23 protein-coding genes and 1 tRNA gene are annotated in these 23,379 nt (G+C 65.2%); 12 read left to right on the forward strand and 12 right to left on the reverse strand.

The window, feature by feature from the left end; translation table 11 throughout:
* Positions 1–127: 127 nt before the first annotated feature.
* A complete protein-coding gene (locus tag LB523_RS26230; protein ID WP_224608474.1) occupies positions 128–754 on the forward strand; it encodes a methyltransferase family protein in 627 nt (208 codons plus the stop codon).
* A 311-nt stretch (positions 755–1,065) separates the two neighbouring features.
* Here the strand turns inward: LB523_RS26230 and LB523_RS26235 are convergent, their stop codons facing one another.
* Positions 1,066–1,275: a hypothetical protein gene (locus LB523_RS26235; protein WP_224608477.1), complete on the reverse strand. Its 210-nt coding sequence runs from the start codon at positions 1,273–1,275 to the stop codon at positions 1,066–1,068.
* Positions 1,272–2,021 carry a COG4280 domain-containing protein gene (locus tag LB523_RS26240; protein WP_224608481.1) on the reverse strand — a complete coding sequence of 250 codons (750 nt, stop codon included), beginning with the start codon at positions 2,019–2,021 and terminating at the stop codon, positions 1,272–1,274. Before LB523_RS26240 ends, LB523_RS26235 begins: the two co-directional genes overlap by 4 nt.
* A 250-nt stretch (positions 2,022–2,271) precedes the next feature.
* Between LB523_RS26240 and LB523_RS26245 the strand changes: the two genes are divergently transcribed.
* The 5 genes from LB523_RS26245 to LB523_RS26265 all read left to right on the forward strand — a co-directional run bounded on the left by LB523_RS26245 (position 2,272) and on the right by LB523_RS26265 (position 8,110).
* The gene (locus LB523_RS26245) at positions 2,272–3,291 is read left to right on the forward strand and encodes an LLM class flavin-dependent oxidoreductase (protein ID WP_224608485.1); all 1,020 of its coding nucleotides are present in this window, start codon (positions 2,272–2,274) and stop codon (positions 3,289–3,291) included.
* Positions 3,292–3,483: 192 nt separating this feature from the next.
* Positions 3,484–4,449: a sugar ABC transporter substrate-binding protein gene (locus tag LB523_RS26250; protein WP_140845939.1), complete on the forward strand. Its 966-nt coding sequence runs from the start codon at positions 3,484–3,486 to the stop codon at positions 4,447–4,449.
* 137 nt (positions 4,450–4,586) lie between these two features.
* Positions 4,587–6,086, forward strand: a complete 1,500-nt coding sequence (locus LB523_RS26255) for a sugar ABC transporter ATP-binding protein (RefSeq protein WP_224608488.1) — start codon at positions 4,587–4,589, stop codon at positions 6,084–6,086.
* Positions 6,083–7,099, forward strand: coding sequence for an ABC transporter permease (locus tag LB523_RS26260; RefSeq protein ID WP_224608491.1), 1,017 nt, complete (start codon positions 6,083–6,085; stop codon positions 7,097–7,099). Before LB523_RS26255 ends, LB523_RS26260 begins: the two co-directional genes overlap by 4 nt.
* 12 nt (positions 7,100–7,111) lie before the next feature.
* Complete coding sequence (locus LB523_RS26265) at positions 7,112–8,110, forward strand: LacI family DNA-binding transcriptional regulator (RefSeq protein WP_224608494.1); 999 nt, start codon at positions 7,112–7,114, stop codon at positions 8,108–8,110.
* A gap of 415 nt (positions 8,111–8,525) precedes the next feature.
* Here the strand turns inward: LB523_RS26265 and LB523_RS26270 are convergent, their stop codons facing one another.
* Both LB523_RS26270 and rocF read right to left on the reverse strand, forming a co-directional pair.
* The gene (locus tag LB523_RS26270; protein WP_224608498.1) at positions 8,526–9,584 is read right to left on the reverse strand and encodes an ornithine cyclodeaminase; all 1,059 of its coding nucleotides are present in this window, start codon (positions 9,582–9,584) and stop codon (positions 8,526–8,528) included.
* Positions 9,585–9,586: 2 nt separating this feature from the next.
* The gene (gene rocF, locus LB523_RS26275) at positions 9,587–10,519 is read right to left on the reverse strand and encodes an arginase (protein ID WP_224608502.1); all 933 of its coding nucleotides are present in this window, start codon (positions 10,517–10,519) and stop codon (positions 9,587–9,589) included.
* 127 nt (positions 10,520–10,646) lie between these two features.
* Between rocF and LB523_RS26280 the strand changes: the two genes are divergently transcribed.
* Positions 10,647–11,087: an Lrp/AsnC family transcriptional regulator gene (locus tag LB523_RS26280; RefSeq protein ID WP_095769871.1), complete on the forward strand. Its 441-nt coding sequence runs from the start codon at positions 10,647–10,649 to the stop codon at positions 11,085–11,087.
* Positions 11,088–11,264: 177 nt separating this feature from the next.
* Here LB523_RS26280 and LB523_RS26285 read toward each other — a convergent pair whose 3' ends face one another.
* The 4 genes from LB523_RS26285 to LB523_RS26300 form a co-directional block, all read right to left on the reverse strand.
* The gene (locus LB523_RS26285; RefSeq protein ID WP_224608505.1) at positions 11,265–11,648 is read right to left on the reverse strand and encodes a hypothetical protein; all 384 of its coding nucleotides are present in this window, start codon (positions 11,646–11,648) and stop codon (positions 11,265–11,267) included.
* Positions 11,649–11,886: 238 nt separating this feature from the next.
* Positions 11,887–12,084: a hypothetical protein gene (locus LB523_RS26290; RefSeq protein ID WP_224608508.1), complete on the reverse strand. Its 198-nt coding sequence runs from the start codon at positions 12,082–12,084 to the stop codon at positions 11,887–11,889.
* Between the two features lie 24 nt (positions 12,085–12,108).
* Positions 12,109–12,405: a hypothetical protein gene (locus LB523_RS26295; RefSeq protein ID WP_224608511.1), complete on the reverse strand. Its 297-nt coding sequence runs from the start codon at positions 12,403–12,405 to the stop codon at positions 12,109–12,111.
* 402 nt (positions 12,406–12,807) lie between these two features.
* A tRNA-Gly gene (locus tag LB523_RS26300) sits at positions 12,808–12,882 on the reverse strand.
* A gap of 263 nt (positions 12,883–13,145) precedes the next feature.
* On the opposite strand from LB523_RS26300, the gene LB523_RS26305 reads away from it, so the two are divergent.
* The 4 genes from LB523_RS26305 (at position 13,146) to LB523_RS26320 (ending at position 16,129) form a co-directional block, all read left to right on the forward strand.
* Positions 13,146–13,640, forward strand: a complete 495-nt coding sequence (locus LB523_RS26305; RefSeq protein ID WP_140845995.1) for a prolyl-tRNA synthetase associated domain-containing protein — start codon at positions 13,146–13,148, stop codon at positions 13,638–13,640.
* Positions 13,641–13,777: 137 nt separating this feature from the next.
* Positions 13,778–14,770 carry a thioredoxin gene (gene trxA / locus LB523_RS26310; protein WP_224608514.1) on the forward strand — a complete coding sequence of 331 codons (993 nt, stop codon included), beginning with the start codon at positions 13,778–13,780 and terminating at the stop codon, positions 14,768–14,770.
* Between the two features lie 271 nt (positions 14,771–15,041).
* Positions 15,042–15,713, forward strand: coding sequence for an LON peptidase substrate-binding domain-containing protein (locus LB523_RS26315; protein ID WP_095769837.1), 672 nt, complete (start codon positions 15,042–15,044; stop codon positions 15,711–15,713).
* 170 nt (positions 15,714–15,883) lie between these two features.
* Positions 15,884–16,129 (forward strand): Trm112 family protein, encoded by a 246-nt coding sequence (locus LB523_RS26320; RefSeq protein ID WP_140636625.1) that lies wholly within the window; start codon positions 15,884–15,886, stop codon positions 16,127–16,129.
* A gap of 262 nt (positions 16,130–16,391) precedes the next feature.
* Here LB523_RS26320 and LB523_RS26325 read toward each other — a convergent pair whose 3' ends face one another.
* From LB523_RS26325 to LB523_RS26335, 3 genes are read right to left on the reverse strand one after another with little or no spacing between them, the layout of a single operon-like run.
* Entirely contained in the window at positions 16,392–19,724 is a 3,333-nt protein-coding gene (locus LB523_RS26325) for an error-prone DNA polymerase (protein WP_224608517.1), read from the reverse strand.
* Positions 19,721–21,211, reverse strand: coding sequence for a DUF6504 family protein (locus LB523_RS26330; RefSeq protein WP_224608520.1), 1,491 nt, complete (start codon positions 21,209–21,211; stop codon positions 19,721–19,723). The genes LB523_RS26325 and LB523_RS26330 overlap by 4 nt, the downstream gene beginning before the upstream one ends.
* Positions 21,153–22,223 (reverse strand): ImuA family protein, encoded by a 1,071-nt coding sequence (locus tag LB523_RS26335; protein WP_224608523.1) that lies wholly within the window; start codon positions 22,221–22,223, stop codon positions 21,153–21,155. The genes LB523_RS26330 and LB523_RS26335 overlap by 59 nt, the downstream gene beginning before the upstream one ends.
* Before the next feature lie 184 nt (positions 22,224–22,407).
* Between LB523_RS26335 and LB523_RS26340 the strand changes: the two genes are divergently transcribed.
* A complete protein-coding gene (locus tag LB523_RS26340) occupies positions 22,408–22,845 on the forward strand; it encodes a metallopeptidase family protein (RefSeq protein WP_095769832.1) in 438 nt (145 codons plus the stop codon).
* Positions 22,846–23,115: 270 nt separating this feature from the next.
* Here LB523_RS26340 and LB523_RS26345 read toward each other — a convergent pair whose 3' ends face one another.
* Positions 23,116–23,322, reverse strand: coding sequence for a DUF1737 domain-containing protein (locus tag LB523_RS26345; RefSeq protein ID WP_224608526.1), 207 nt, complete (start codon positions 23,320–23,322; stop codon positions 23,116–23,118).
* Positions 23,323–23,379 lie beyond the last annotated feature (57 nt).

Genomic DNA, 23,379 nt, shown 5'->3' on the forward strand with positions numbered 1-23,379 from the left:
ACCGCGGCCTGTCCGCGTTCTTACAAATTCGTAAGGTTGGCCAAAAACATCCGCCGAGCCTCGTCATGCCGCCAGCGAAGGGATAGACAAGCCTTGGCGTCCCCTTGTCGGCGGAGCGGTGAGAAGAATGGCCTACCCCAAATCGGCGCCGAATGCGTTCGACCAGCACAAGCGCCTGACCGTCGTGCAGCTGGCCGCCGTGCTTGCCGTGATCCTGCTCGTGTTCAGCAAGCCGGCGCTGGCAGAAGGGTCGGACGGTCACGAAGTCGTGGAGACGATCGGCTTCGCGATGGTGCTGATCTGCTTTCTTGGACGGCTGTGGAGCATCCTCTTCGTCGGCGGCAGGAAGAATGACGAGCTGATCGTGTCCGGTCCGTTCTCGATGACCCGCAACCCGCTCTATTTCTTCTCGACCCTCGGCGCGACCGGCATCGGGCTGATGTTCGGCTCGCTGCTCGCGGCCGCGCTGCTCGGCTTGGCGAGCTTCCTCGTCTTCCGCTTCACCGCGCGCAAGGAGGCCGAGTATCTCGCCGGCAAGTTTGGTGCGGCTTATGCGGCCTATGCCGAACGCACGCCGTCCTTCTGGCCAAATCCGCTACTTTACCGCGACGAGGCGCAGTGGCTGTTTTCGACCGGCGCGCTGCGGAACACGTTCCGCGACGGGCTCTATTTCCTGGCTTTGTTTCCGGTGATCGAGGCGGTCGAATATTTGCGCCTCAGCGGCGACCTGCCGACGCTTTTCACGGTTTATTAGTTTTCCGGTAAAACCGCTTTGTCTGCGTTGGCAGGCGGCATGCCTGAAGAATGGCTGACGCGCTTGTCAGGTCGTCATTCTATGGCGGAGCAAGGAGCGAAGCGACGCGCGCAGACCATAGAATCCATTCCGTGACGTCGAGGCGTTGCCACGGTGCAGAATTCTGCTTCGCCGCATTCCTCGGCCAAGGTCACGGAATGGATCCTCGGGTCTGCGCTCCGCTTCGCGTCGCTCCGCCCGTGGATGACGAGGCTGGGAGGCTCCAGCCAACCCTCAGCGTTTGCGCTGATTTCACCGGAATGGACGCTTGGTCAGCGCGCCCTGCCGCGCGCGGCGCGGCGTGTGCTCTGCAGGAGAATTGCCAGGCAGCCGGCGAGAAGCAGGAAGCCGCCGATGAGCGGCGGCAGCCCCAAGACCTTCACCGCGGCGGTGATCAGCGCGATCAGGATCAGCGCGAGCAGGGCGAGATTGCCGTCGTCGACGAACATGCCGACGAGCTCCTTGAAGACGAGACGGATCATCGGGCAACTCCTTCGGCGGGTGCCGGGTAGGCGCCGCGCAGCCAACGCACGATGGCGAAGGAGGCGACTGCGGTGACGGCGAAGATGGCGAGCAGAGCGAGGTCGGCGCCCGGCCACTCGGCGCCGAGGCCCTCGCCGGTCCAGAACACGCCGAAGCTGGTCAGCATCAGGCCGACGACGAATTTCAGTGCATTCTCGGGCACGCGGGCTAAAGGCCGGTGCACGGCAAGGCCGATCAGCATCACCAGCACGAAGGCCGCCAGCGCGCCGAGGCCGGCATAGAGCGTCTGCCCGTGCGCAGCTCCGATGGCAATGACGATGAACACCACTTCGACGCCTTCGAGCAGCACCGCCTTGAACGACGCGACGGCCGCCAGATAGTCGGCGCGGCGGTCGGCGGCCTGCCGCTGCAAGGCGGCCGTCTCCCTGGAAAAGGCCTGCTCCTCGTCATGCAGCGCGATGACGCCGACGCTGCGCAGTATCGCCTTTCTCAGCCAGCGCATGCCGAACAGGATCAAAAGCACGCCGACCACGAATTGCAGGACGGCGATGGGGACAAGCGCCAGAAGCGGCCCGAAAACGAGCACCAGCGCCGCCAGCAGGGCGAGCGCCAGCGCCGCACCCGTCAGCGCCGGTCGCCAGCTGCGCGTCACGCCGACGGCGAGTACGATGGTGAAGGCTTCGACCACTTCGACGAAGGAGGCCAGGAAAGAGGCCGTCATGGTGGAAAATGTCAGGCCATGCATCAAGGCTTCGTCCAATGCTCGGGAATCATCGGGTAGCGTGAACGATACAGCGCTTCGGCGGCGGCGAAAATGCCAGGGATGATCCTCTCTGGTATCGCGTGGGGCAAGGGCGGCGGCAGCGGACTTCTGGAGAACTCATTGACGGTCTGTATCCGTTCGGTGTCCGTTGTATCGCGGCACTGCCCTGGCTATCTGCTGGAGCAACAAGAAGTTCAAGCGGTCGATGGGCCGCTCCAGCAGGAACGGAGCCATGAAGAAGATCGGATTTCTGTCGTTCGGGCATTGGTCGCCCTCGCCGCAATCGGGCACGCGCTCGGGCGCCGACGCGCTGCTGCAGTCGATCGACCTCGCGGTCGCGGCCGAGGAGCTCGGCGCGGACGGCGCCTATTACCGCGTCCACCATTTCGCCCGCCAGCTCGCCTCGCCGTTTCCGTTGCTTGCCGCAGCCGGCGCCAGGACCAAGCGTATTGAGCTCGGCACCGCCGTCATCGATATGCGCTACGAGAACCCGCTCTACATGGCCGAGGATGCGGGTGCTGCCGACCTGATCGCCGGCGGGCGTCTGCAGTTGGGCATCAGCCGCGGCTCGCCCGAGCAGGTGATCGACGGTTGGCGCTATTTCGGCTACGTGCCGGAAGAGGGCAAGAGCGATGCCGACATGGCGCGCCGGCACTCCGAGATCTTCCTCGACCTGCTGCGCGGCGAAGGCTTCGCCCAGCCCAATCCGCGGCCGATGTTCCCCAACCCGCCCGGCCTGCTCAGGCTCGAACCCTTCTCGGCTGGCCTGCGCGAGCGCATCTGGTGGGGCGCGGCCACCGACGCCACGGCCGTGTGGGCGGCCAAGCTCGGCATGAACCTGCAAAGCTCGACGCTGAAATTCGATGAGACCGGCGAGCCGCTGCATGTCCAGCAGGCCAAGCAGATAAAAGCCTACCGCGCCGCCTGGAAGGAAGCAGGCCATGCCAGGGAGCCGCGCGTCTCGGTCAGCCGCAGCATCTTCGCTCTCGTCAACGACATGGACCGCGCCTATTTCGGCGGCAGCGAGGGCGAGGACCATTTTGGCTATATCGAGCCGGAGAAGCGCGCCGTGTTCGGCCGCACCTATGCCGCCGAGCCGGACGTGCTTATCGAGCAGTTGAAGGAGGATCAGGCGATCGCCGAGGCCGACACGCTGCTGCTCACCGTGCCCAACCAACTGGGCGTCGACTACAACGCCCATGTCGTCGAGTCGATCCTGAAGCACGTCGCGCCGGCGCTGGGCTGGCGGTGAGGTGGCGAAAACCGCAAAACGCGTAATCTCCCCCGCAAGGGGGAGATCAGACTTCACGCCGGCTTTCGCCAATCACCAACGTCAGCCTTGGCACCGCCTTCCCTCGACGTTGACATCTGATAAAATAGCAATCTACTTTGGCGCGTAATCGGTTACGTAACCGATTACGGCTCAATCAAGTGGAGGAGACTAATGAGCAAGTTCTCGAACACGCATGGGCTTGGCCCGTTCTCGCGCCGCCAGTTCCTGAAGACCAGCGCCTTGGCCGCCGGCGCGCTGGCGCTGCCGCTCGGCCCGGTTCTCGCCGCCGACAAGCCGAAGGTCGGCCTGGTCATGAAGTCCCTGGCCAACGAGTTCTTCAAGCAGATGCAGGCGGGTGCGGAGGAGTATGCGGCCAAGAACAAGGACAAGTTCGATTTCGCCGCTGTCGGCATGAAGGACGAGCGCGACTTCGCCGCGCAGGTCGACGCCATCGAGAACTTCATCACCCAGAACTACAACATCATCGTCGTCGCCCCGGCGGATTCGAAGGCCATGGTTACGCCAATCGCCAAGGCGCTGAAGGCCGGCATCAAGGTCATCAACATCGACGTTGCGCTCGACACCGAGGCCAAGAAGAAGGCCGGCATCGACCTCGCCTTCTTCGGCCCGGACAACCGCGCCGGCGCCAAGCTCGCCGGCGACGCGCTCGGCAAGGCGCTGGGCAAGGGCGGCAAGGTCGTCATCCTCGAGGGCAATCCTGAGGCCGACAACGCCAAGCAGCGCAAGCTCGGCTTCGATGATTCGGTGAAGGAATACGGCCTCGACCTGCTCGACTCCAAGACCGCGCATTGGGAGACCGAGGAAGCCAACACGCTGATGACCAACTTCCTCACCCAGCATCCCGACATTCAGGGCGTGATGGCGGCCAACGACTCCATGGCGCTCGGCGTCGTCAAGGCGATCGACGCGGCAGGCAAGTCCGGCCAGATCAAGGTCGTCGGCTTCGACAACATCCCCGCTGTCGGTCCGCTGCTGAAGGAAGGCAAGATGCTCGCCACCGTCGAGCAGTATGGCGCGAAAATGGCGGCGATGGGCATCGACTACGGCCTGCGCGAGCTGGCCGGCGAGAAATTCTCCGGCTGGGTCAAGACCGACGTCAAGCTGGTCACCGCATGAGGCGAGCCGGGGCGCCGGCGCTCCCTTCCGGCGCCAGGCTTTGTCTCTCTCGTCACCGCCGCCGCCAGTTCCGGCGGCGGTGACGGAGCGCCCGCCGCTGTCGTCGCCGACGGGCACGGTTTAGGATTCTGCAGCCTATGGATGCGATTCTCTCCCTTGAAAGGGTCGGAAAGATCTTTCCCGGCGCCGTCGCCCTGAGCGACGTGTCGCTGTCGATCGCGCGCGGCGAGACCCATATCATCCTGGGCGAGAACGGCGCCGGCAAGTCGACGCTGATCAAGCTGCTCGCCGGCATCTACCAGCCGGACTCCGGCTCGATCGCCTTCAACGGCCAGCCCTACCGGCCGAAGACGCCGCATGATGCGCAGCAGAGCGGCATCCGCGTCGTGCATCAGGAGCTGAATCTCCTGCCCTATCTCAGCATCGCCGAGAATCTGATGCTGGAAAGCCTGCCGCGTCGCGCCTTCGGCATCGTCAACCGCAAGGCGCTCAACAGCCGCGCGGTGGTGCTGCTCAAGCAAGTCGGCCTCGACATCGATCCGCGCATACGGGTCGAGGCGCTCGGCGTCGCGCAGATGCAGCTGGTCGAGATCGCCAAGGCGCTGAGCTACGACTCGAAGCTTCTGGTGCTGGACGAGCCGACCGCGACGCTGACGCCGCCGGAGATCGGGCGGCTGTTTTCCATCATCAAGCGGCTGAAGGCGAAGGGCGTCACCATCATCTACATCTCGCACCGGCTGCACGAGGTGTTCGAGATCGGCGACCGCGTGACCGTCTTGCGGAACGGCAGGCTGGTCGCGACGCGCGACCTTCACGGCCTTTCCGTGCCGGATATCGTGCGCATGATGATCGGCCGCGACATCGCCGACGAATTCGGTTTCGATGCCAGGGTCGTGCCGGGCAAGGTGGCGCTCAGCGTCGCCAATCTGAAGCGCGACGCCTCCACCCCGGAGATATCGTTCGCCGTGCGCCATGGCGAGATCCTCGGCGTTGCCGGGCTGGTCGGCAGCGGCCGCACCGAAGCTATGCGCGCTCTGTTCGGCGCCGACGCAAAGCTCGACGGCGTCGTCGAGATCGACGGCAAGCCGGTGGCGATCGCCGCGCCGAAGGACGCGGTGCGGCATGGCTTGAGCCTGCTTACCGAAGACCGCAAGGGCCAGGGCCTGCTGCTCGACATGGCCGTCGACAAGAACATCACCATCACCGACCTCAGCAAGGTTTCGCGCAACGGGCTGCTCAACCGAAGGACGGAGGCTGCGGCCGCCAACGATCTCGTCGGCCAGCTGCGCGTCAAGGCAAGCTCGATCGAGCAGGCGGTGCGCAATCTCTCCGGCGGCAACCAGCAGAAGGTGGTGCTGGCCAAATGGCTGTTCCGCGGCACCTCCACGCTGATCCTCGACGAGCCGACGCGCGGCGTCGACATCGGCGCCCGGCGCGAGATCTACCAGCTGCTGTGGATGCTGGCGGCGCGGCAGAAGGGCATCATCATGGTGTCGTCCGACCTGCCTGAATTGATGGGCATGTGCCACCGCATCATCGTCTTTTCGAAAAACAGGATCGTCGGCGAAGTGCCGCGATCCGAATTCGACCAGGAGCGCATCCTGTCGCTCGCCTATCAGGAGTATGTGCGACCATGAGCGAGACGTCCGAGATAGCCGTGGCGGCGCCTGTTTCTCCGGGCCGGGCGAAGTTCCTGCGCTTCCTGGTGCGCGATGCCGGCGTGCTCCTGGCGCTGGTGCTGATCACGCTGTTCTTCTCGGTCACCGCGCCCTATTTCGCCACCTCCGGCAACGCGCTGAAGATCTTCGTGCAGATCGCCATCAACACGGTGCTGGCGGCCGGCATGACCTTCGTCATCCTCACCGGCGGCATCGACCTTTCGGTCGGCTCGGTGCTGGCGCTGTGCACCGTGGTCGGCGCCACCGTCATGATAAACGAGAGCCTGTCGCCGGCCGTCGCGATCACGCTGGCGCTGCTTGCCTGCACGGCGACGGGTGCGGTGTGCGGCTTCCTCAATGGCTGGATCTCGACGCGCTGGAAGATCCCGTCCTTCATCGTAACGCTGGGTATGCTCAACATGGCGGCGGGCGCTGCGCGCGTCGTCAGCGACAATTCCACCATCACCGGCCTGCCGCAGAGTTTCGTCGATTTCGGCAACCTCATCATCGGCGGCTTCCTGCCCTCGATCTTCCTGGTCGCGGTGCTGGTGATCGCCGCCGGCTGGTTCGTGCTGCGCTTCACCGTCTTCGGCCGCATGATCTTCGCCGTCGGCACCAATGACGAGGCGGTGCGGCTGTCGGGCCACAATCCGGATTTCTACAAGGTGGCCGCCTTCACCATCAGCGGGCTCACCGCCGGCATCGCGGCCATGGTCTATCTGTTGCGCCTCAACATCGGCAGCCCGATCGCCGGCGTCGGCTACGAGCTCAACGCGATTGCCGCCGTCATCATCGGCGGCACCAGCCTCAGCGGCGGCAAGGGCTCGATCATCGGCACGCTGGTCGGCGCCTGTATCCTGCAGGTGCTTTCCACCGGATTGCAGCTGCTCGGCGTCGGCGACAATTTCAAACCGATCGTGATTGGCCTTGTCATTGTGCTCGCGGTCATCCTAGACGCGTACCGGGAGAGGCTGTTGCGGAAAATCCGCTGAGGGGAACGGGCCATGACGACGATTGCCGATGTCGCGCGCCGTGCGGGGGTGTCCGTCGCCACCGTCTCGCATGTGATGAACCACACGCGTCATGTCGAGCCGGAAACGGCCGAGCGCGTGCGCGCCGCGATCGCGGCGCTGCGCTACAGCCCGAACTCGGTGGCGAGGAGTCTCAGGCGCGGCGAAACCAAGACCATCGGCCTTTTGCTCCCCGACAATTCAAATCCCTTCTTCGCCAGCGTGGCGCGGCAGATCGAGGATGCCGGCTTCGTTTCCGGCTACACGGTGATCCTGTGCAATTCCGACGGCAATGCCGAGAAGGAGGAGCGCTATCTCTCGGTGCTGATGGCCAAGCAGATCGACGGGCTGATCTTCGCCGGCTCGTCCGACCACGCGCGGGTGTTCGCCCGCCTCCTGCCCAGCGTGCCGGCGGTGCTGCTCGACCGCGAGATCCAGTCGGTCAATGTCGATTCGGTGCTGGTCGACCACGACCATGGCGGCTATCTCGCCGGCAAATACCTGGCCGGGCTCGGCCACAGGAAGATCGGCGTCATCGGCGGTCCGCGCGATTCGAGCTCCAGCCCGGCCCGCCTGCGCGGTTTTGTCCGCGCGCTTGGCGAAGCAGGCGTTGAGCTGCCGGCGTCGTCAATCGTCGATTCCGACTATCATTTCGCCGGCGGCCGCCTGGCGATGGATCAACTTATGGTACAGGCGCCCGGCATCACCGCGGTGTTCGCCTGCAACGACCTGATGGCGATGGGCGCGGTCACCGCGCTGCGCTCGCGGGGCATGCACGTTCCCGACGACATGTCGATGATCGGCTTCGACGACATCCCCTACGCCGTCACCACCTGGCCGCCGCTGACGACGATCGCGCAGCCGGTGGAAAAGATCGGCACGCTGGCGGTGAGCCTGCTGCTCGAGAGGCTGGGCGAGCCGGAAGCGCCGTCAAGGCGCGAGGTGCTGGCGCCGGTTCTGGTGGAGAGGGAAAGCTGCGCGGCGCGGGGGTAGTCTGGCAATCGTCGACGCGGGCGCTGCCCCCTCTCCGTCCGCTTCGCGGACACCTCTCCCCCATTTCATCTACGGCATGCACACCTTTCAAAGCTGCCGGCCTTTGGCGATAGCGTGCATGGCAGCGCGCTGGTCGACCCCCACTCCGTCTCGGCTTCGCCGAGCCACCTCTCCCCCGATCGACGGGGTAGAGGAAAGGCGCCAAGCCTTTTGCCGTCAACGCCCGTCCAGCAACGGATTGGGGGAACCACCTGGCAATCAAGCCTTGGCCTGATCAGTCGCGCCAGTCACAGAAGATGTGCAAGGGGCGAGGAAACGCTAATCGCCGAGGGCGCGGCCTTCATAAGCTTGGAGACGGAGAGGGGAGCGCTCTATGCGATTATCCCGCCGTATGAAATCGCCTCAGCGAACCGCCTCAGGCCGCCGGCTGCATGGCGGCTCTTAGCAGCATGCCGAACAGGTCGCGCGGCTCGTCGGGGTCGGCGAGCAGGTCGAGCTCCTCATAGAGGCCGGTGGCCTGGAGCTGGTCGCGGACGTAGCGCAGCGCGGAAAAATCTTCCGTGGCGAAGCCGACGGAATCGAACAGCGTGATCTGCTCGGACGTCTTGCGGCCCTCGGCCTTCCCGGTCATCACCTGCCACAGCTCCGTCACCGGATGATCGGCGTCGAGCTGCTGGATCTCGCCCTCGATGCGCGTCTGCGGCGGAAACTCGACGAAGATGTCGGAGCGCAACAAGATGTCGCGGTGGAGCTCGGTCTTGCCGGGGCAGTCGCCGCCGACCGCGTTGATGTGGACGCCGGCGCCGACCATGTTGTCGGTGAGGATCGTGGCATACTGCTTGTCGGCGGTCACCGTGGTGATGATGTCGACGCCTTCCACGGCATCCTGCCCGGTCGAGCAGATGGTGATATCAAACCCCTTGCCGCCGAGGTTGCGGGCACATTTCTCCGAGGCCGAGCGGTCGATGTCGTAGAGCCGCAGCCGGTCGATGCCGACGAGCGCCTTGAAGGCGATGGCCTGGAACTCGGACTGGGCGCCATTGCCGATGATGGCCATGGCGCGGCAGTTCTTCGGCGCCAGGTATTTTGCCGCTACCGCCGAGGTGGCCGCCGTGCGCAGCGCCGTCAGGATGGTCATCTCGGTCAACAGCATCGGATAGCCGGAGCCGACATCGGCGAGCACGCCGAAAGCGGTGACGGTCTGGCGGCCTTCGCGCATGTTCTTCGGATGGCCGTTGACATATTTGAAGCCGTACATCTTGCCGTCGCTGGTCGGCATCAGCTCGATGACGCCGTCATGGCTGTGCGACGCGATGCGCGGCGTCTTGTCGAACAGCTCCCAGCGGCGGAAATCCTCCTCGATATAGGCGGCGAGCTCGGTGAGGAAGCGCTCGACCCCGATGGCGAGCACCAGCTTCATCATGCGATCGACGCTGACAAAGGGAACGATGGCAAGGCGCGAAGGCTGGGTCATGATCAGAGGTTTCCGGAATGGCTGCGGGTCGGGCGATCCATGATGCGGCGGCCCATCAGGCTGGCGGTGAGGTCGACCATCAGGGTGGCGGTACGGCCGCGCTCGTCGAGGAAGGGGTTCAGTTCGACCAGGTCGAGGCTTGAGACGAGGCCCGAGTCGGACAGCATCTCCATCACCAGATGCGCCTCGCGGAAGGTGGCGCCGCCGGGCACGGTGGTGCCGACGGCCGGCGCGATCGAAGGGTCGAGAAAATCGACGTCGAGGCTGACATGCAAGAGCCCGTTCTCCTCCTCGACGCGGGCCAGGAAGGCGCGCAGCAGCGGGGCGATGCCGTGCTCGTCGATGGCGCGCATGTCGTGCACGGTGACGCCGGCTTCAGTAAGCGCGCGGCGCTCGGCCGGATCGACGCTGCGCAGGCCGATGGCGCAGATGCGGACCGGGTCGACGGCTTGCGGCAGATCCGGGAAATAGCCCTTGAAGCCGGCCTGGCCGCTGGCATAGGCGAGCGGCACGCCGTGCAGATTGCCGCTGGTGGTGGTGTCGAGCGTGTGGAAATCGGGATGCGCGTCGAGCCACAGCACGAAGAGCGGCCGTCCGCGCTCGGCCGCGCGGCGCGCCACGCCCGACATAGTGCCGGCGGAGATCGAATGGTCGCCGCCGAGGAAGATCGGCATGGCGTCCCGCGAAGCCGCGTAAGCGGTCTCGGCGATTGCCGCCGTCCAGGCGGAGATCTCCGGCAGCGCCTTCAGCGCGAGATTGCCGTGCGCCACGGGCCGCGCCGCGGCTTTCTCGACCGCGCCCCAGTCCTCGACCTGGTGGCCGAGCTCGGCCAGCACCGAGACCAGCCCTGCTGTGCGCAGCGCGCTCGGCCCCATCTCGCATCCCATCCTGCCCGCGCCGTCCTGCACCGGCGCGCCGACGATCCTGCAGCGCATCTTTTCTCACCTTGCGATTGATCGAAGGAGTGAACCATCAGCTGCTGGCGGCTTGAACAGTGAAAATTGGCATTTCGAGAAGACTAATCTATCATAATGGTCAGATGATTTGATCGAAATGGAAGCCATGGACGCGCTGGACGAGAAACTGGTGACGCTGCTGAGGCACGATGCGCGGCGCAGTGTATCCGACCTCGCCATCGATCTCGGCGTGTCACGCGCCACGGTCAGGTCGCGCATGGAACGGCTGGAAAAGTCCGGCGAGATCATCGGCTACACTGTGGTGCTGCGCGCCGACGCGGTCGATCAGAAGATACGCGGCGTGATGACGATCGAGATCGAAGGCCATGCCGCCGACCGCGTCGTCAAGGCACTCGGCGGCCTCGCCGAGGTCTCGACCATCCACACCACCAACGGCCGCTGGGACCTGGTGGTCGAGCTCGGCACCGCCACGCTGACGGACTTTGACGCGGTGCTGCGGCGCATCCGGCTGATCCCCGGCATTACGGGGAGCGAGACAAGCCTGCTGCTGGCGACGCCGAGGACGACGCGGGCGCGGCTGGCGTAGCGGCAGGATCGGTGACGGCAGCGCCAAGGCGTGGAGCGGTTCGGCGATCTTGCGAAACGCCGGGCCGCTTCAGGTCCTTATTTCGTGCGCCGCGGGCCGAAGGCGACGGGCCGGGCCGCGATCCGGCTTTCCCGGAATTGCTCCAGGACTGCCGCATCGCACCGCTCATGCAGGCGGTCAGCCGTTCGGATAATAGCCGCCGTCCGAGCCGTCGCCCATATAGATTCCCTGGCCGGTAGCGTTTCGGAGCCGCTGGTCCAGCTCATTGATCCGCCCGATCGCAGAGCGGCCGCCGGGGGGCTGGATGCTATCGGCCTGCCGCATCAGGTCGCGGGCCTTTTCCTGGCTGATCTTGCCGGCCTGCCTGGCCGCACGGATGCCTTGCTTCACGCCAAGCAGCTGCTGCGTCGCGGCTCTCGCTTCGGGCTCCGCCGGCACTGACGCCGTGGTCATTGTGTCGACCTGCGCCCTATGGTGGCGGTGCACGGCATAGGCGCTCGAAAGCGGTATGGCCGCGAAGATCGAGGCGGCCGCGATGAGTTTTGGGGTGAAAGAACGCATGATGACATCTCCTCGTGATGGAGGAAGCGGCAAGACCGCTTTTTCCGAAAACGGGCCGTCCGGTCGCGTCGTGTCGCGGTGCTGGCCATTCGCCGCCGGCGGATCTCGGCCCAGAAACGACATATAGAAAGCCGCCCCGGCGTTGAAACGGAGGTGGAACGCAAATGTTATCCGATGTGATCTGGGATTGAATCGCCGATGCGCCGTCGGCGAGGCGGGTTCCCAAGCCCGGCCGCCTTCAAGCGACGCTGGCGAGCGGGATCGGCCAATCGATGGCCTGCCCGATTGGCCCGGCATTGGCCTGGTCGGCAAGTTGCTCGGCTTCGCGTTGCGTCAACCCGATCAGCAGCCTGCCTGCTATCTCCGCCGGGAGATCGGAAACCAGATCGCAGACAAGCCAGTCGTCGCAGGGATCCTGTATTGCCGCGAACCTCATAGGCGCTCCTTGTTTTAGCGCAAGCTAAAGTTCCGATGATGCCCAATCGTTCCATTGCGGGGCGATCAAATATCGAGAAAGAGGCACGGCCGAGCGCGGCACCGAGAGGAATTCATTTGCCTGGCCCGCGAGCAGCTCCGCCTCCTCGCGAGTCGGGCCAAGCAGCAACATGTCCGGCATTCGCGCCGGGAAACCGGACCGCAAATCGAACACCATCCGTTGGCCGCACGGATCCTGTAAGGCTGTGAACCTCATGGCCGACGTTCTATCTTTGCTTTGACGCAACTCCGAACGGAAGACTGCGGCGAAGTCGCCGAGCATAACCGCTCATACTTTCCTGGAATTGCTCCAGCTATGCCCCAACGTAACGACTTGCGGGAATACCTCCCGCGAGACTGCCCGGCCGGATTAATTCCAGCACTTCACACAACATATAGTTGTCGGGCGCCCGGCAAAAGAGGCTCTACAGTCCCTTCGGCATGCGACTCAAGTCTGATGGGGAGCGGATACTTTCCGGATGCGGACGTGGCTGTTTGAAGGAAAATATCGCGTGAACCATCTGCCAGATATTTCACGGAAGATCCGTGGGGATGCGGCAATGCGCGGTGCCGACGGTCCAGACGTAACTCCGGCGCGGTGCCGAGGCGGGTTTCCCGCAGGCCACAAACTCGAAAAAGCCGCGGAGACCGCGGCTTTTCGTTTGCTTGATTCCTTGAAGGAAACTGGAGCGGGTGAGGCGATTCGAACGCCCGACCCCAACCTTGGCAAGGTTGTGCTCTACCCCTGAGCTACACCCGCTCGCGCGGCCTTGGGCCGCAAGCCGCGCCTATATGGCCGAAGAGCGCGGCGATTGCAACAGGGAAATGACGGTCTTTTTTGGCGCGAATTCTTCCCGCGGTGACGTTCGCGTCGAAAGCATCGAAGCGGCGGCGAAACCGGACTGCTCGCAAATCCGCAGGCAAGCCGCCGCCCGCTTTGCCCGCAATGGCTCCGGCGGCCTTGCCCCGATGGCACCGTTGGCCGTAAACGGCATGAGCCCTTTTTTGACCGCGCGAGGACCGATGCCGAAGACCGAAGCCGAGCTCAACGAATTTCTTGCCGATCTCGGCATTTCCGTCTCGACGGTCAGGCACCCGCCGCTGTTCACGGTCGCCGATTCGCAAGGCCTGCGCGGCGAGATTCCCGGCGGCCACACCAAGAACCTGTTCCTCAAGGACAAGAAGGACAATTATTTCCTCGTCACCGTCGGCGAGGACGCCGTGGTCGACCTGAAGCAGATCCACCACCTGATCGGCGCCGCCAGCCGGGTGTCGTTCGGCAAGCCGGAAATGCTGATGGAGCTGCTCGGCGTCATCCCCGGAGCGGTCACCGTTTTCGGCCTGATCAACGACACGGAAGGCAAGGTCAAGGTCGTGCTCGACGAGGCGTTGATGAGCCACGACGTCATCAACGGCCATCCGCTGACCAATGAGGCGACGACCTCGATCGCCGCCGCCGACCTGATCAGATTCGTCGAGGCAACCGGCCATGATCCTGTTATCCTGAAAGTCTCATGACCTTGAAAGTGCCCTTGCCTTGAAGGCCTTATTGCCTTGAAACTCGGGGGCTGATCGCCACATGGAAGGCGGTTGCGAAATCCGACAATGACGCGCCGGGCGCCGACGCCTGAGAGCGTGACCGAAAGGGCGACAAGATGAGTGACAACAATCCGTATAGCGGCGCGTTTGGCGGCAATGGCGGCCAGTATGCCCAGACGGTGCAATATGGTGGCGGCGACCGCGCCAAGGTTTCGCTCGGCGACGGACCGGCGGCGGCCGACCTTATCAAGGACACCACAACAGCGACTTTCGCCGCCGACGTCATCCAGGAATCGCGCCGCCAGCCGGTGCTGGTCGACTTCTGGGCGCCATGGTGCGGGCCTTGCAAGCAGCTGACGCCGCAGCTCGAAAAGGCGGTGAAGAACGCCGGCGGCAAGGTCAAGCTGGTCAAGATGAACATCGACGATCATCCCTCGATCGCCGGCCAGCTCGGCATCCAGTCGATTCCCGCGGTCATCGCCTTCAAGGACGGCCAGCCCGTCGACGGTTTCATGGGCGCGGTTCCGGAAAGCCAGGTCGCCCAATTCATCGAGAAGGTCGGCGGCAAGAGCGGCGGCGCGCCGCAAATCGCCGACGCGCTTGCGGCGGCGGCCGAGGCGCGCACGGCCGGCGACGTCCAGACCGCGGCCGGCATTTACGACGCGGTCCTCGAGCAGGCGCCGGAGACGATCGAGGCGGTCGCAGGCCTGGGCGAGATCCTGTACGATGCCGGGGACGTGGAAGGTGCCGAGGCCGTGCTGGCGCGAGCGCCCGAGGACAAGAAGGACGCGCCCGCGCTGGCCGCGCTGCGCGCCAAGATGACGCTTGCCGCGGAAGCGGCCGCGCTCGGCAATCCGGCCGAGCTCGAGCGCCGGCTCGCCGCCAACCCGGCCGACCATCAGGCGCGCTTCGATCTGGCGATGATCCAGAACGCGCGCGGCGAGCGCGACGCGGCCGCCGACAATTTGCTGGCGATCGTCAAGGCCGACCGGACCTGGAACGACGACGGCGCCAGGGCGCAGCTGTTGAAGCTGTTCGAAGCCTGGGGAATGACCGACGAGGCGACGCTCGCGGCACGCCGCAAGCTCTCGTCGCTGCTGTTCTCGTAGGACGGTTTCGGCGATTCACAGAGCCGCCGAACCGCTTTAAGTTCGGTTTGCGCAATTCCGGACGGAAGGCTGCGGCGAAGTCGCCGACCCCAACTGATACTTTCCCGGAATTGCCGTGAATTTTTTGCCGGCTGTCGCGGCCGGCAGGCTTGCGCAGCGGGACATCAGCGCCAGATAAGGGCGGGGCCGGATGCCGATCGTGACGAATTCGCCGGTGCGAGAGGAGATTGCAGCTTGATACGCTTGCCGGCGTTGCTTTGGGAGGGTTGCGGTGCGCGTCGGTAACGCACTTTACAGGCTTGCCAAGGATCTGCCGGCGGCAATCCCGGTTTTCCCGCTCGCCGGCGCGCTGCTTCTGCCGGGCGGCCGCATGCCGCTCAACGTTTTCGAGCCGCGCTATCTGCAGATGATCGATCTGGCGATGGCCGGCTCGCGGCTGATCGGCATGATCCAGCCCAGCCTCGACGGCGCATTGCGCGACGACGGCGAGCCTGAACTGTGCAGCGTCGGCTGCGCCGGGCGCATCATCTCGCTCGCCGAGACGGGCGACGGGCGCTATTTGATCTCGCTGCAGGGCGTGTGCCGGTTTCGCATTGTGCAGGAGCTTACGGCAAAGGCGCCGTTCCGGCAGTGCAAGATCGCGCCGTTTCTCGCCGACCTCGAGGAAGACCCGGCCGGCGCCGACGTCGACCGGCCGGCGCTGCTCAAGGCGTTTCGTTCCTATCTGCAGGCCAACGACCTCGAGGCCGACTGGGAAAGCGTCAGCCGCGCCGAAAACGGCATGCTGGTCAACGCGCTGTCGATGATGGCGCCCTACGGGCCGGCCGAGAAGCAGGCGCTGCTGGAAGCGCCGGACCTGAAGACGCGCGCCGAAACGCTGATCGCCATCACCGAAATGACGCTGGCGCGCGAGGATGATGAGTTTGGCTCGAGTCTACAATAAGTGTATTGATATTCAGGTGAGCCCGGCCTGCGAACGGCAGCTTCCTGCGCTTCCGGTGCTCACGTACGTTAAGTACGCTCCGCTCCGGTTCTCGGAAGCCACCGTTCTCGACTCGGCCTGACCTGAATCTCAAGACACTTAGACCGTATAGTGGACAAGGGAAGAGTGCGATGGCGGCGGACGGACGGGACGGACGAAAAGCCACGGTCGACCCGAAGCTGCTGGAGCTGCTCGCCTGCCCGCTGACGAAGGGACCGCTAACCTGGGACCCCGAGCGCAACGAGCTGGTCTCGCGCGTGGCGAAGCTCGCCTATCCGGTGCGCGACGGCATCCCGATCATGCTGCCCTCGGAGGCGCGCACGATCTCGGCCGAGGACATGCTAACCCCACCGCCGCGGCTCGGCGGGCCTTCGTGAAGACCTTTTGCTGACAACCGGAACGCTGGCGGGACAGCACCCCCTTCTGCCCTGCCGGGCATCTCCCCCGCAAGGGGGAGATTGGCAGCTTGGACGTCGCGCCCTTCTTTCGACGTCGCCAATTGGCGAAAGCCGCGCAACATCTGATCTCCCCCCTTGCGGGGGAGATGGCCGGCAGGCCAGAGGGGTGTGAAGGAACGCGGCTTCACAATTCTTCCTCATCTTGGCGTCTTCGCTCCGATTGAGGTCGAAGGCCTCTGCCTCACTGAAAATTCCGCCCTTTCGGCATGACTTGTTGCGCGACACCCGACAGGGCCTCGGTCTCCCGGCGGACCGGCAGGCCTCGGCTTGCGGCGGCTCCAACCGGCCGTTCGGCGGGATTATGCTCGATGACCGGCCGATTGGCGGTCTCCAGCAGCACGCTCAGCCAGGACGTCAAATCCTCGATCCGGTCGGCGACGATGTGGATGACGTCCGATTCATGCTGCAGCTTGCCGGTGACGCGGATGAAGCGCGCGCCCATGACCACCGGGCGGAAGCGGTCGAAGACGCGTGGCCAGATGATGACGTTGGCGATCGATTTTTCGTCTTCCAGCGTGAGGAAAATGGCATTGCCCTTGCCCGGACGCTGGCGCACCAGCACCAGCCCGGCGACGGAAACGCGGCGGCCGTCGCGCACAGACGGCAGGCGGGCATTGGGGGTGACGCCGGCGCGATCCAGCCGTTCGCGCAGGAAGGCGACGGGATGCTCCTTCAGCGACAGGCCGAGCGAGCGGTAGTCGTGCACGACATGCTCGCCGAGCGGCATTTTCGGCAGCTTCGTTTCCGGCTCCAGCTCGCGCAGGCCGAGCGACGGCTGATCGAACAGCGGCAGTTTCTCGGCGGCGCTCTTGCCGTCAAGGGCGCGGACTTCCCAGAGCGCGGCACGGCGGTCGAGGCCGATCGAGCGGAAGGCGTCCGCCTGCGCCAATCGTTCGATCTCGCCGACATCGAGGCCCGAGCGCAGCCAGACGTCCCTGACGGAACGATAGCCGTCGCCGCGGCGGGCGACGACTATATCCATGCGCTCTTCGGACAGGCCCTTGATCTGGCGGAAGCCGAGGCGGACGGCGTGAGCCGTCTCGATGACGCCGCGCATCGAGGCGTGGCGCTCGAGGATGCGGGACGGATCGAAGGCGGCTTCCTCCAGCGTGCAGTCCCAGACGGAATGGTTGATGTCGACCTCGCGCACCTCGACGCCATGGTCGCACGCATCGCGCACGAGCTGGGCCGGCTGGTAAAAACCCATCGGCTGGGAATTCAGGATCGCGGCGCAGAACACGTCGGGATAAAAGGTCTTGAACCAGCAGGAGGCATAGACAAGCAGCGCGAAGGACGCGGCATGGCTTTCGGGAAAGCCATATTCGCCAAAGCCTTCGATCTGCTTGAAGCAGCGCTCGGCGAACTCTCTGGGATAGCCCTTCTTGACCATCCCCTCGACCATTCGCGTTTCATAATTTCCGATCGTGCCGGTGCGTTTGAAGGTCGCCATGGCGCGGCGCAACTCGTCTGCCTCACCCGGCTTGAAGCCGCCGGCGACAATGGCGATCTTCATCGCCTGCTCCTGGAACAAAGGCACTCCAAGGGTCTTGCCGAGAATCTCTTCCAACTCAGGCTTGGGGTATTCGGCCTTCTCCTTGCCTTGCCGCCGACGCAGATAGGGATGCACCATGTCGCCCTGGATGGGGCCGGGGCGCACGATCGCCACCTCGATGACGAGGTCGTAGAAATTTGCCGGCTTGAGGCGCGGCAGCATCGACATCTGCGCACGCGACTCGATCTGGAAGACGCCGAGCGTGTCGGCTCTTTGGATCATGGCGTAAACGCGCCTGTCCTCTTCGGGAAGGGTCGCGAGCACATAAGGCTGTCCAAATGGATCCCGCGCCCGCGGATAATGATCGGTGAGCAAGGTGAAGGCGCGCTTCAGGCAGGTCAGCATGCCGAGCGCCAGCACGTCCACCTTGAGGATCTTCACCGCATCGAGATCGTCCTTGTCCCACTCGACCATCTTGCGCTCCTCCATCGCCGTCTTGACGATGGGCACGACCTCGTCGAGCCGGTCGCGGGTGATGACGAAGCCGCCGACATGCTGGGAAAGATGGCGGGGAAAGCCCATGATCTCGTTGGCGCGTTCCAGCACCTGACGTGACAGCGGATCGGTGCGGTCGAGGCCGCCGGCATTGGCTTCCCTTTCGCCGAGCTCGGAGGTCGACCAGCCCCAGATGGTGCTGGAGAGCGCGCTGCGGACATCCTCCGACAAGCCCATGGCCTTGGCCACCTCGCGCAGGGCCGAGCGGCCGCGATAGCTGATGACGGCGGCGGCCAAGGCGGTGCGCTTGGCGCTGTATTTCGTATAGATGTACTGAATGACCTCTTCGCGCCGCTCATGCTCGAAGTCGACGTCGATGTCGGGCGGCTCGTTGCGTTCCTCCGAGATGAAACGTTCGAACAAGGTGTCGATGCGATCGGGGCCGACCTCGGTGATGCCGATGCAGAAGCAGATGATCGAATTGGCGGCCGAACCGCGGCCCTGGCAGAGGATGCCCTGGCTGCGGGCGAATTTGACGATGTCATGGACGGTGAGGAAATAGCGGGCATAGTTCAGGCGCTCGATCAAAACGAGCTCGCTGTCGATGCGTTTCAGCACATCCTCGGGAACGCCGGCCGGATAGCGAACGGCCGCGCCTTCCCGCGCCAACCGTTCGAGCTCGGCCTGCGGTCCAAGCCCGGATTCGGTCGGCTCGTCCGGATAATTGTATTCGAGGTCGCTGAGCGAGAAGGCGAGCTCGTCGGCGAAGCGCAGCGTCTCGGCCAACGCCTGCGGGTGACGGCGGAAAAGCCGCGCCATCTCCAGCGGCGGTTTCAGGTGGCGCTCGGCATTGGCCATCAGCTCCAGCCCGACCTCGGAAACCGGCGTGTTGAGGCGGATCGCGGTGAGCACATCCTGCAGCGGCCGGCGATCGGCGGCATGGTAGAGCACGTCATTGGTCGCCATCAGCGGGACGCGCGCATGGTCAGCCATCGCTGCGGCCTGCTCGATGCGGAAACGGTCGTTGCCGCCATAGTCCGGCGCCACGGCAAGACGGAGCGCCGCGCCGAAGCAATCCTTAAACCGGCTAATGAATGCCAGGTTGTCTTGTGCGCCTGCTGACAGATCGGGCAGGATCGCCAGCGACATCCGATCGCCCCATTCGAGCAGGTCGCTCAGCTGGAGCAGCGTCGCGCCCTTCTCGTTCTCGTCGCGCAAATTGGCTTGCGTGAGCATGCGGCAGAGATGGCCCCAGCCCTGGCGGTCGCGGGGATAGGCGAGGATATCCGGCGTGCCGTCGCCGAACACCAGGCGGCAGCCGGGATGATAGGCCATCTTCTCCACCTTGGCCTGTTGCCAGGCACGCACGACGCCAGCGACCGTGTTCCTGTCGGCAAGCCCGATCGAGGCAAAGCCGTAGAATTTCGCCGTGACCACCAGCTCCTCGGGCTTGGAAGCGCCGCGCAGGAAGGAGAAATTCGACTGGATGCCAAATTCGGCATAGGGGATGACGGTCAGCGCGTTCATGCGAACACCCCATGCATGAACCAGCGCGGCGGCGCGGCCTGCGGCGCGCTGCTGTAGAGGCCCTGGCGGTAGAGCCAGTAGCGGCGCCCCTCGCTGTCCTCGATGCGGTAATAGTCGCGGGTCGGCGCCTCTTCCTCGCCGGGCAGCTGGCGCCACCATTCGGCGGCGATGCGCTCCGGCCCCTCGGCGCGGGCGACACGATAGAGCGCGCGCCGCCAGCGGAAATTCATCGGCGGTCCCTCCGGGATCTCGGTCGCCGGCACCTCGATCGGCTCAGGCGAGCGGAACAGGCGCACCGGCCGCTCCGGCGGGTAAACGGTCATCGGTGGCGCTGTTCGGGGCGGCGGCGTCCGTCCGGCCGCCGGGGCGCGTCCTTGCGGCGCTTCGGCGAAAGGTACGGTTTTGACGGCGCGTTCCGGCAGATGGCTTTCGACGACCACCGGCTTCAGCACGGCGGCTTCGCCGAGACGGGCGCGGACGCGGTCGGCAAAGAGCGCGATGTCGGCGTCATCGTCGTCGGTCTCGCCGGTGAGGTCGCCCTGAGCCAAGTCGAAGGCCGCGACCGACAGCACGGACAGCCGCACGAGATCGAAGCCGAAGCCGGCGTCGATGCTCTGCTCCAGCGCGGTGAGCCGCTCATGGAACAGTCTTTGGATCAGCCGCGGCTCGCGCATCGGGCGGGAGGTGCCGACGGCGATGCGGTTGACGGCGCCATCGACGCGGAAGAGAAGCAGCGCCAGCGTCCTTGCACCCTCGCCGCGGCGTTCGAGGTCGGTCTTCAAGGCGATCGCCAGCCGGCTCACCAGCCGCTCGATGTCGTCGGTGAGCACGACCGGCTCGGCAAGATGGCGCTCGACCGAGAGCGGCGCGACGGGAAGGCGCGGCGACACGGCCTCGTCGAGGCGGCCGAGCGCCTGGTCGAGGCGCAGAAGCAAGGTGGCGCCGAAACGGCGGGCAAGCGGCGCGCGCGGTGCTGCCATCACCGCGCCGGCGGTGCGCAGGCCCACACTTTCCAGGCTGGCGCGGGTCTCCGGCGCGATGCGCAGCGCCGACAAGGGCAGCGGCGAAAGCAGCGCCTCCTCCTCGCCGCCGGCCACGATGCGATCGCCATGGAAGCGCGCCGCCGCCCAAGCGGCGCCCGGCGTCGAGGCCAACCCGGCGCGGACATCGAAGCCCTGCTGGAAGAAGCGGGCGAGGATCTCGTCCTGCATGGCGCGCTCGCCGCCGAACAGATGCGTGCAGCCGGTGACGTCGAGGAACAGCCCGTCCTCGCCGTCGATCGCCACCAGCGGCGTGTAGCGGTCGCACCAGTCGGCAAGGCCTTCGAGCAGACGGCGGTCGGCTTCCGGGTCTGCCTCGACCACATCGATCGAGGGATGCATGGCGCGCGCATCGGCGATGCCCATGCCGCGCTTCAATCTGAGCGCCTCAGCCCGCTCGTCGAGGGCTGCGATGCGCTGGGTGTTGTTGTCGCGATGGCTGATCACCAGCGGCGGCTGAAGCGACGGCAGGCGATGCGAGGGCCGGGAACGCCAGGACCGCCCCAGACGCTGGCGCAGGATCCGCTCCGCGGCCAGATGCGGGAACCACAGCGACAGAATTCTCTGTTCTTTCTGCAAAAGCGTGCTCATTGGGGTTCCACTCCAGTGTGAACTGTCCAGGCAGGGCCGTGCGGCTCTTGCCGATATCGACTTTGAAGGCGGGGCGGCCGATCGAGCCGGCGAGCGGCCCGGCGAGGGTCTCGCGGCTTGCCGCAGGCGCCGCCGAAACGATGAGACGCACCGGAGCGGCGGTGGGATCGGCCTCGCCGGCCTGGCGCAGCAACAGCAGCGGGCGGCCGGCGCTCCGGGCCCGCGCATGCAGCCGGCGCGTGGCGGTGAGGTCGAGAAGCCGCGGACTGCCGCGGATCTCGAGGATGACCGCGGCAAAGGCCGTCATGCGGGCCGCCTCCTCGGCGATCCACAGCGCGTCGAGCAGCTTCGGCGCCTCGGAAAACAGCAATTGCCCAGGCTCGATGCCGAACAGGGCATGAAGGCCCCTGGCATAGGGCATGCCGGCCTCGTGGAAGATTTCCGCCGTGCCGACCCAGAGGATCGGCAGACCCTGCTTCTCCCTGAGGACCAGGCTTACGAGCGAGAGCGCGAAGCCGGCAACGGCGCCGGCATCGCGGGTCTCCAGGCCATGGATTTCGCTGAGCGCTGCCTTGGGCAGGCCGCCGCCAAGCGCTGCATCGAGCCTATCGATGCCGGTGTGCAGGAAGGCATCCGCCGAAGCCACGGCAAGGCCGCGCCGGACAATCGTCATGTCCGGCCCGGCGGCATCGCTGGATGTTTGGTTTTGCGCCATTCCGGAGGGAAAACTGCTTCGCACTTTTCCTGGGATTGCTTCGGGCGCGCACCCCGAGGGCGCCTGCAGGCGCTCGGGCAGCGTTCCCTCGATCTTCGCGATCTGGCGGCGCAGGGCAAAAACAGTGTCCCGCGCCACGGCGCTCATCGCCATGACGTTCACTTCCAGCAGCAGTTGTTCCTGTTATGTTCCTATAGATTCCAGAGGCGCCCGGAAGAGTCAAGCAGAGTCGCAAGGAATTTATTCCTTCGTCTTTTACCTTGAAAGCGAACACCCCAGCCGGTCCATTTGCCTCAATCGGCGTGAAAGCCTATATGCCGGGATTAAAGGACATTTCATGGCCCGCATCTACAAGACCCGCACCTGGCACGACCAGCTCTCGCCGTCGATGGACGAGATGGAGCTTCTGGCGCTGGAGGCCTATGCCCATCTGCCGGACGAGTTCCGCAAGCTCACCGGCGAGATCATCATCCAGATCGCCGAGTTCCCGACCGACGAGATCATGGACGATCTGTCGCTGGAGACGCCCTTCGACCTGCTCGGCCTGTTCGAGGGGCGCGGCATCGCCGAGCGCTGGAACCCGCAGACCGGCGAAGGTCCAAACCGCATCACGCTCTACCGCCGCGCCATCCTCGACTACTGGGCCGAGAATGAAGAGACGATGGGCGACATCGTCACCCATGTGCTGATCCATGAGATCGGCCACCATTTCGGCCTGTCGGACGACGACATGGAGCGGATCGAGGAGGCGGCGGAGCAGGCGGCGGCAGGCTGAGGGCATCTCGCCACCCCATGAAAATCGTCATCCTAGGGCGAAGCAAGGAGCGAAGCGACGCGCGCAGACCCTAGGATCCATGCCGTGACGTGCGGGCGCCGCAACGGTTCAGAAGTTACTTTGCCTTGACGGGAGGCGTCCCGGAACGATGCTTTGTTCTCGATCGCGGCGCTATTGGGCTGGCGTAACGGAATGGATCCTAGGGTCTGCGCTCCGCTTCGCGTCGCTCCGCCCTAGGATGACGAAGTCAGACGGTCGCCGCTCCTTTTCCTACCAGTCGCTGAGCTTGGTGTCCGGGCCGTAGTCCTGGCCTTCGACGTCCTTCACCACAGCCTGGCCGCAACGCATCGACTTCGTCTGCTGGTCAAAGGCATAGGTCGGCGAGCCGAACAGGTGCCAGCCCTTGTTCAGGGCTGCCGTCACCTTGTGGCAGAAGGTGGCGTCGTCCGGGCCGGTGAGGAAGCGGTAGAGTTTCATGGATTGATCCTGTCGTGCCTAATCTGTCGTAACTAATTTGTCGTGATTGGGCGAAAA

Source organism: Mesorhizobium sp. ESP-6-4, from assembly GCF_020164735.1.
Lineage (GTDB): Bacteria > Pseudomonadota > Alphaproteobacteria > Rhizobiales > Rhizobiaceae > Mesorhizobium.

Coding starts and splice junctions, on each gene's coding strand:
- LB523_RS26230 (WP_224608474.1), top strand. CDS start 128: ATGGCCTACCCCAAATCGGCGCCGAATGCGTTCGACCAGCACAAGCGC.
- LB523_RS26235 (WP_224608477.1), bottom strand. CDS start 1,275: ATGATCCGTCTCGTCTTCAAGGAGCTCGTCGGCATGTTCGTCGACGAC.
- LB523_RS26240 (WP_224608481.1), bottom strand. CDS start 2,021: ATGCATGGCCTGACATTTTCCACCATGACGGCCTCTTTCCTGGCCTCC.
- LB523_RS26245 (WP_224608485.1), top strand. CDS start 2,272: ATGAAGAAGATCGGATTTCTGTCGTTCGGGCATTGGTCGCCCTCGCCG.
- LB523_RS26250 (WP_140845939.1), top strand. CDS start 3,484: ATGAGCAAGTTCTCGAACACGCATGGGCTTGGCCCGTTCTCGCGCCGC.
- LB523_RS26255 (WP_224608488.1), top strand. CDS start 4,587: ATGGATGCGATTCTCTCCCTTGAAAGGGTCGGAAAGATCTTTCCCGGC.
- LB523_RS26260 (WP_224608491.1), top strand. CDS start 6,083: ATGAGCGAGACGTCCGAGATAGCCGTGGCGGCGCCTGTTTCTCCGGGC.
- LB523_RS26265 (WP_224608494.1), top strand. CDS start 7,112: ATGACGACGATTGCCGATGTCGCGCGCCGTGCGGGGGTGTCCGTCGCC.
- LB523_RS26270 (WP_224608498.1), bottom strand. CDS start 9,584: ATGACCCAGCCTTCGCGCCTTGCCATCGTTCCCTTTGTCAGCGTCGAT.
- rocF (WP_224608502.1), bottom strand. CDS start 10,519: ATGCGCTGCAGGATCGTCGGCGCGCCGGTGCAGGACGGCGCGGGCAGG.
- LB523_RS26280 (WP_095769871.1), top strand. CDS start 10,647: ATGGACGCGCTGGACGAGAAACTGGTGACGCTGCTGAGGCACGATGCG.
- LB523_RS26285 (WP_224608505.1), bottom strand. CDS start 11,648: ATGCGTTCTTTCACCCCAAAACTCATCGCGGCCGCCTCGATCTTCGCG.
- LB523_RS26290 (WP_224608508.1), bottom strand. CDS start 12,084: ATGAGGTTCGCGGCAATACAGGATCCCTGCGACGACTGGCTTGTCTGC.
- LB523_RS26295 (WP_224608511.1), bottom strand. CDS start 12,405: ATGCTCGGCGACTTCGCCGCAGTCTTCCGTTCGGAGTTGCGTCAAAGC.
- LB523_RS26305 (WP_140845995.1), top strand. CDS start 13,146: ATGCCGAAGACCGAAGCCGAGCTCAACGAATTTCTTGCCGATCTCGGC.
- trxA (WP_224608514.1), top strand. CDS start 13,778: ATGAGTGACAACAATCCGTATAGCGGCGCGTTTGGCGGCAATGGCGGC.
- LB523_RS26320 (WP_140636625.1), top strand. CDS start 15,884: ATGGCGGCGGACGGACGGGACGGACGAAAAGCCACGGTCGACCCGAAG.
- LB523_RS26325 (WP_224608517.1), bottom strand. CDS start 19,724: ATGAACGCGCTGACCGTCATCCCCTATGCCGAATTTGGCATCCAGTCG.
- LB523_RS26335 (WP_224608523.1), bottom strand. CDS start 22,223: ATGGCGATGAGCGCCGTGGCGCGGGACACTGTTTTTGCCCTGCGCCGC.
- LB523_RS26340 (WP_095769832.1), top strand. CDS start 22,408: ATGGCCCGCATCTACAAGACCCGCACCTGGCACGACCAGCTCTCGCCG.
- LB523_RS26345 (WP_224608526.1), bottom strand. CDS start 23,322: ATGAAACTCTACCGCTTCCTCACCGGCCCGGACGACGCCACCTTCTGC.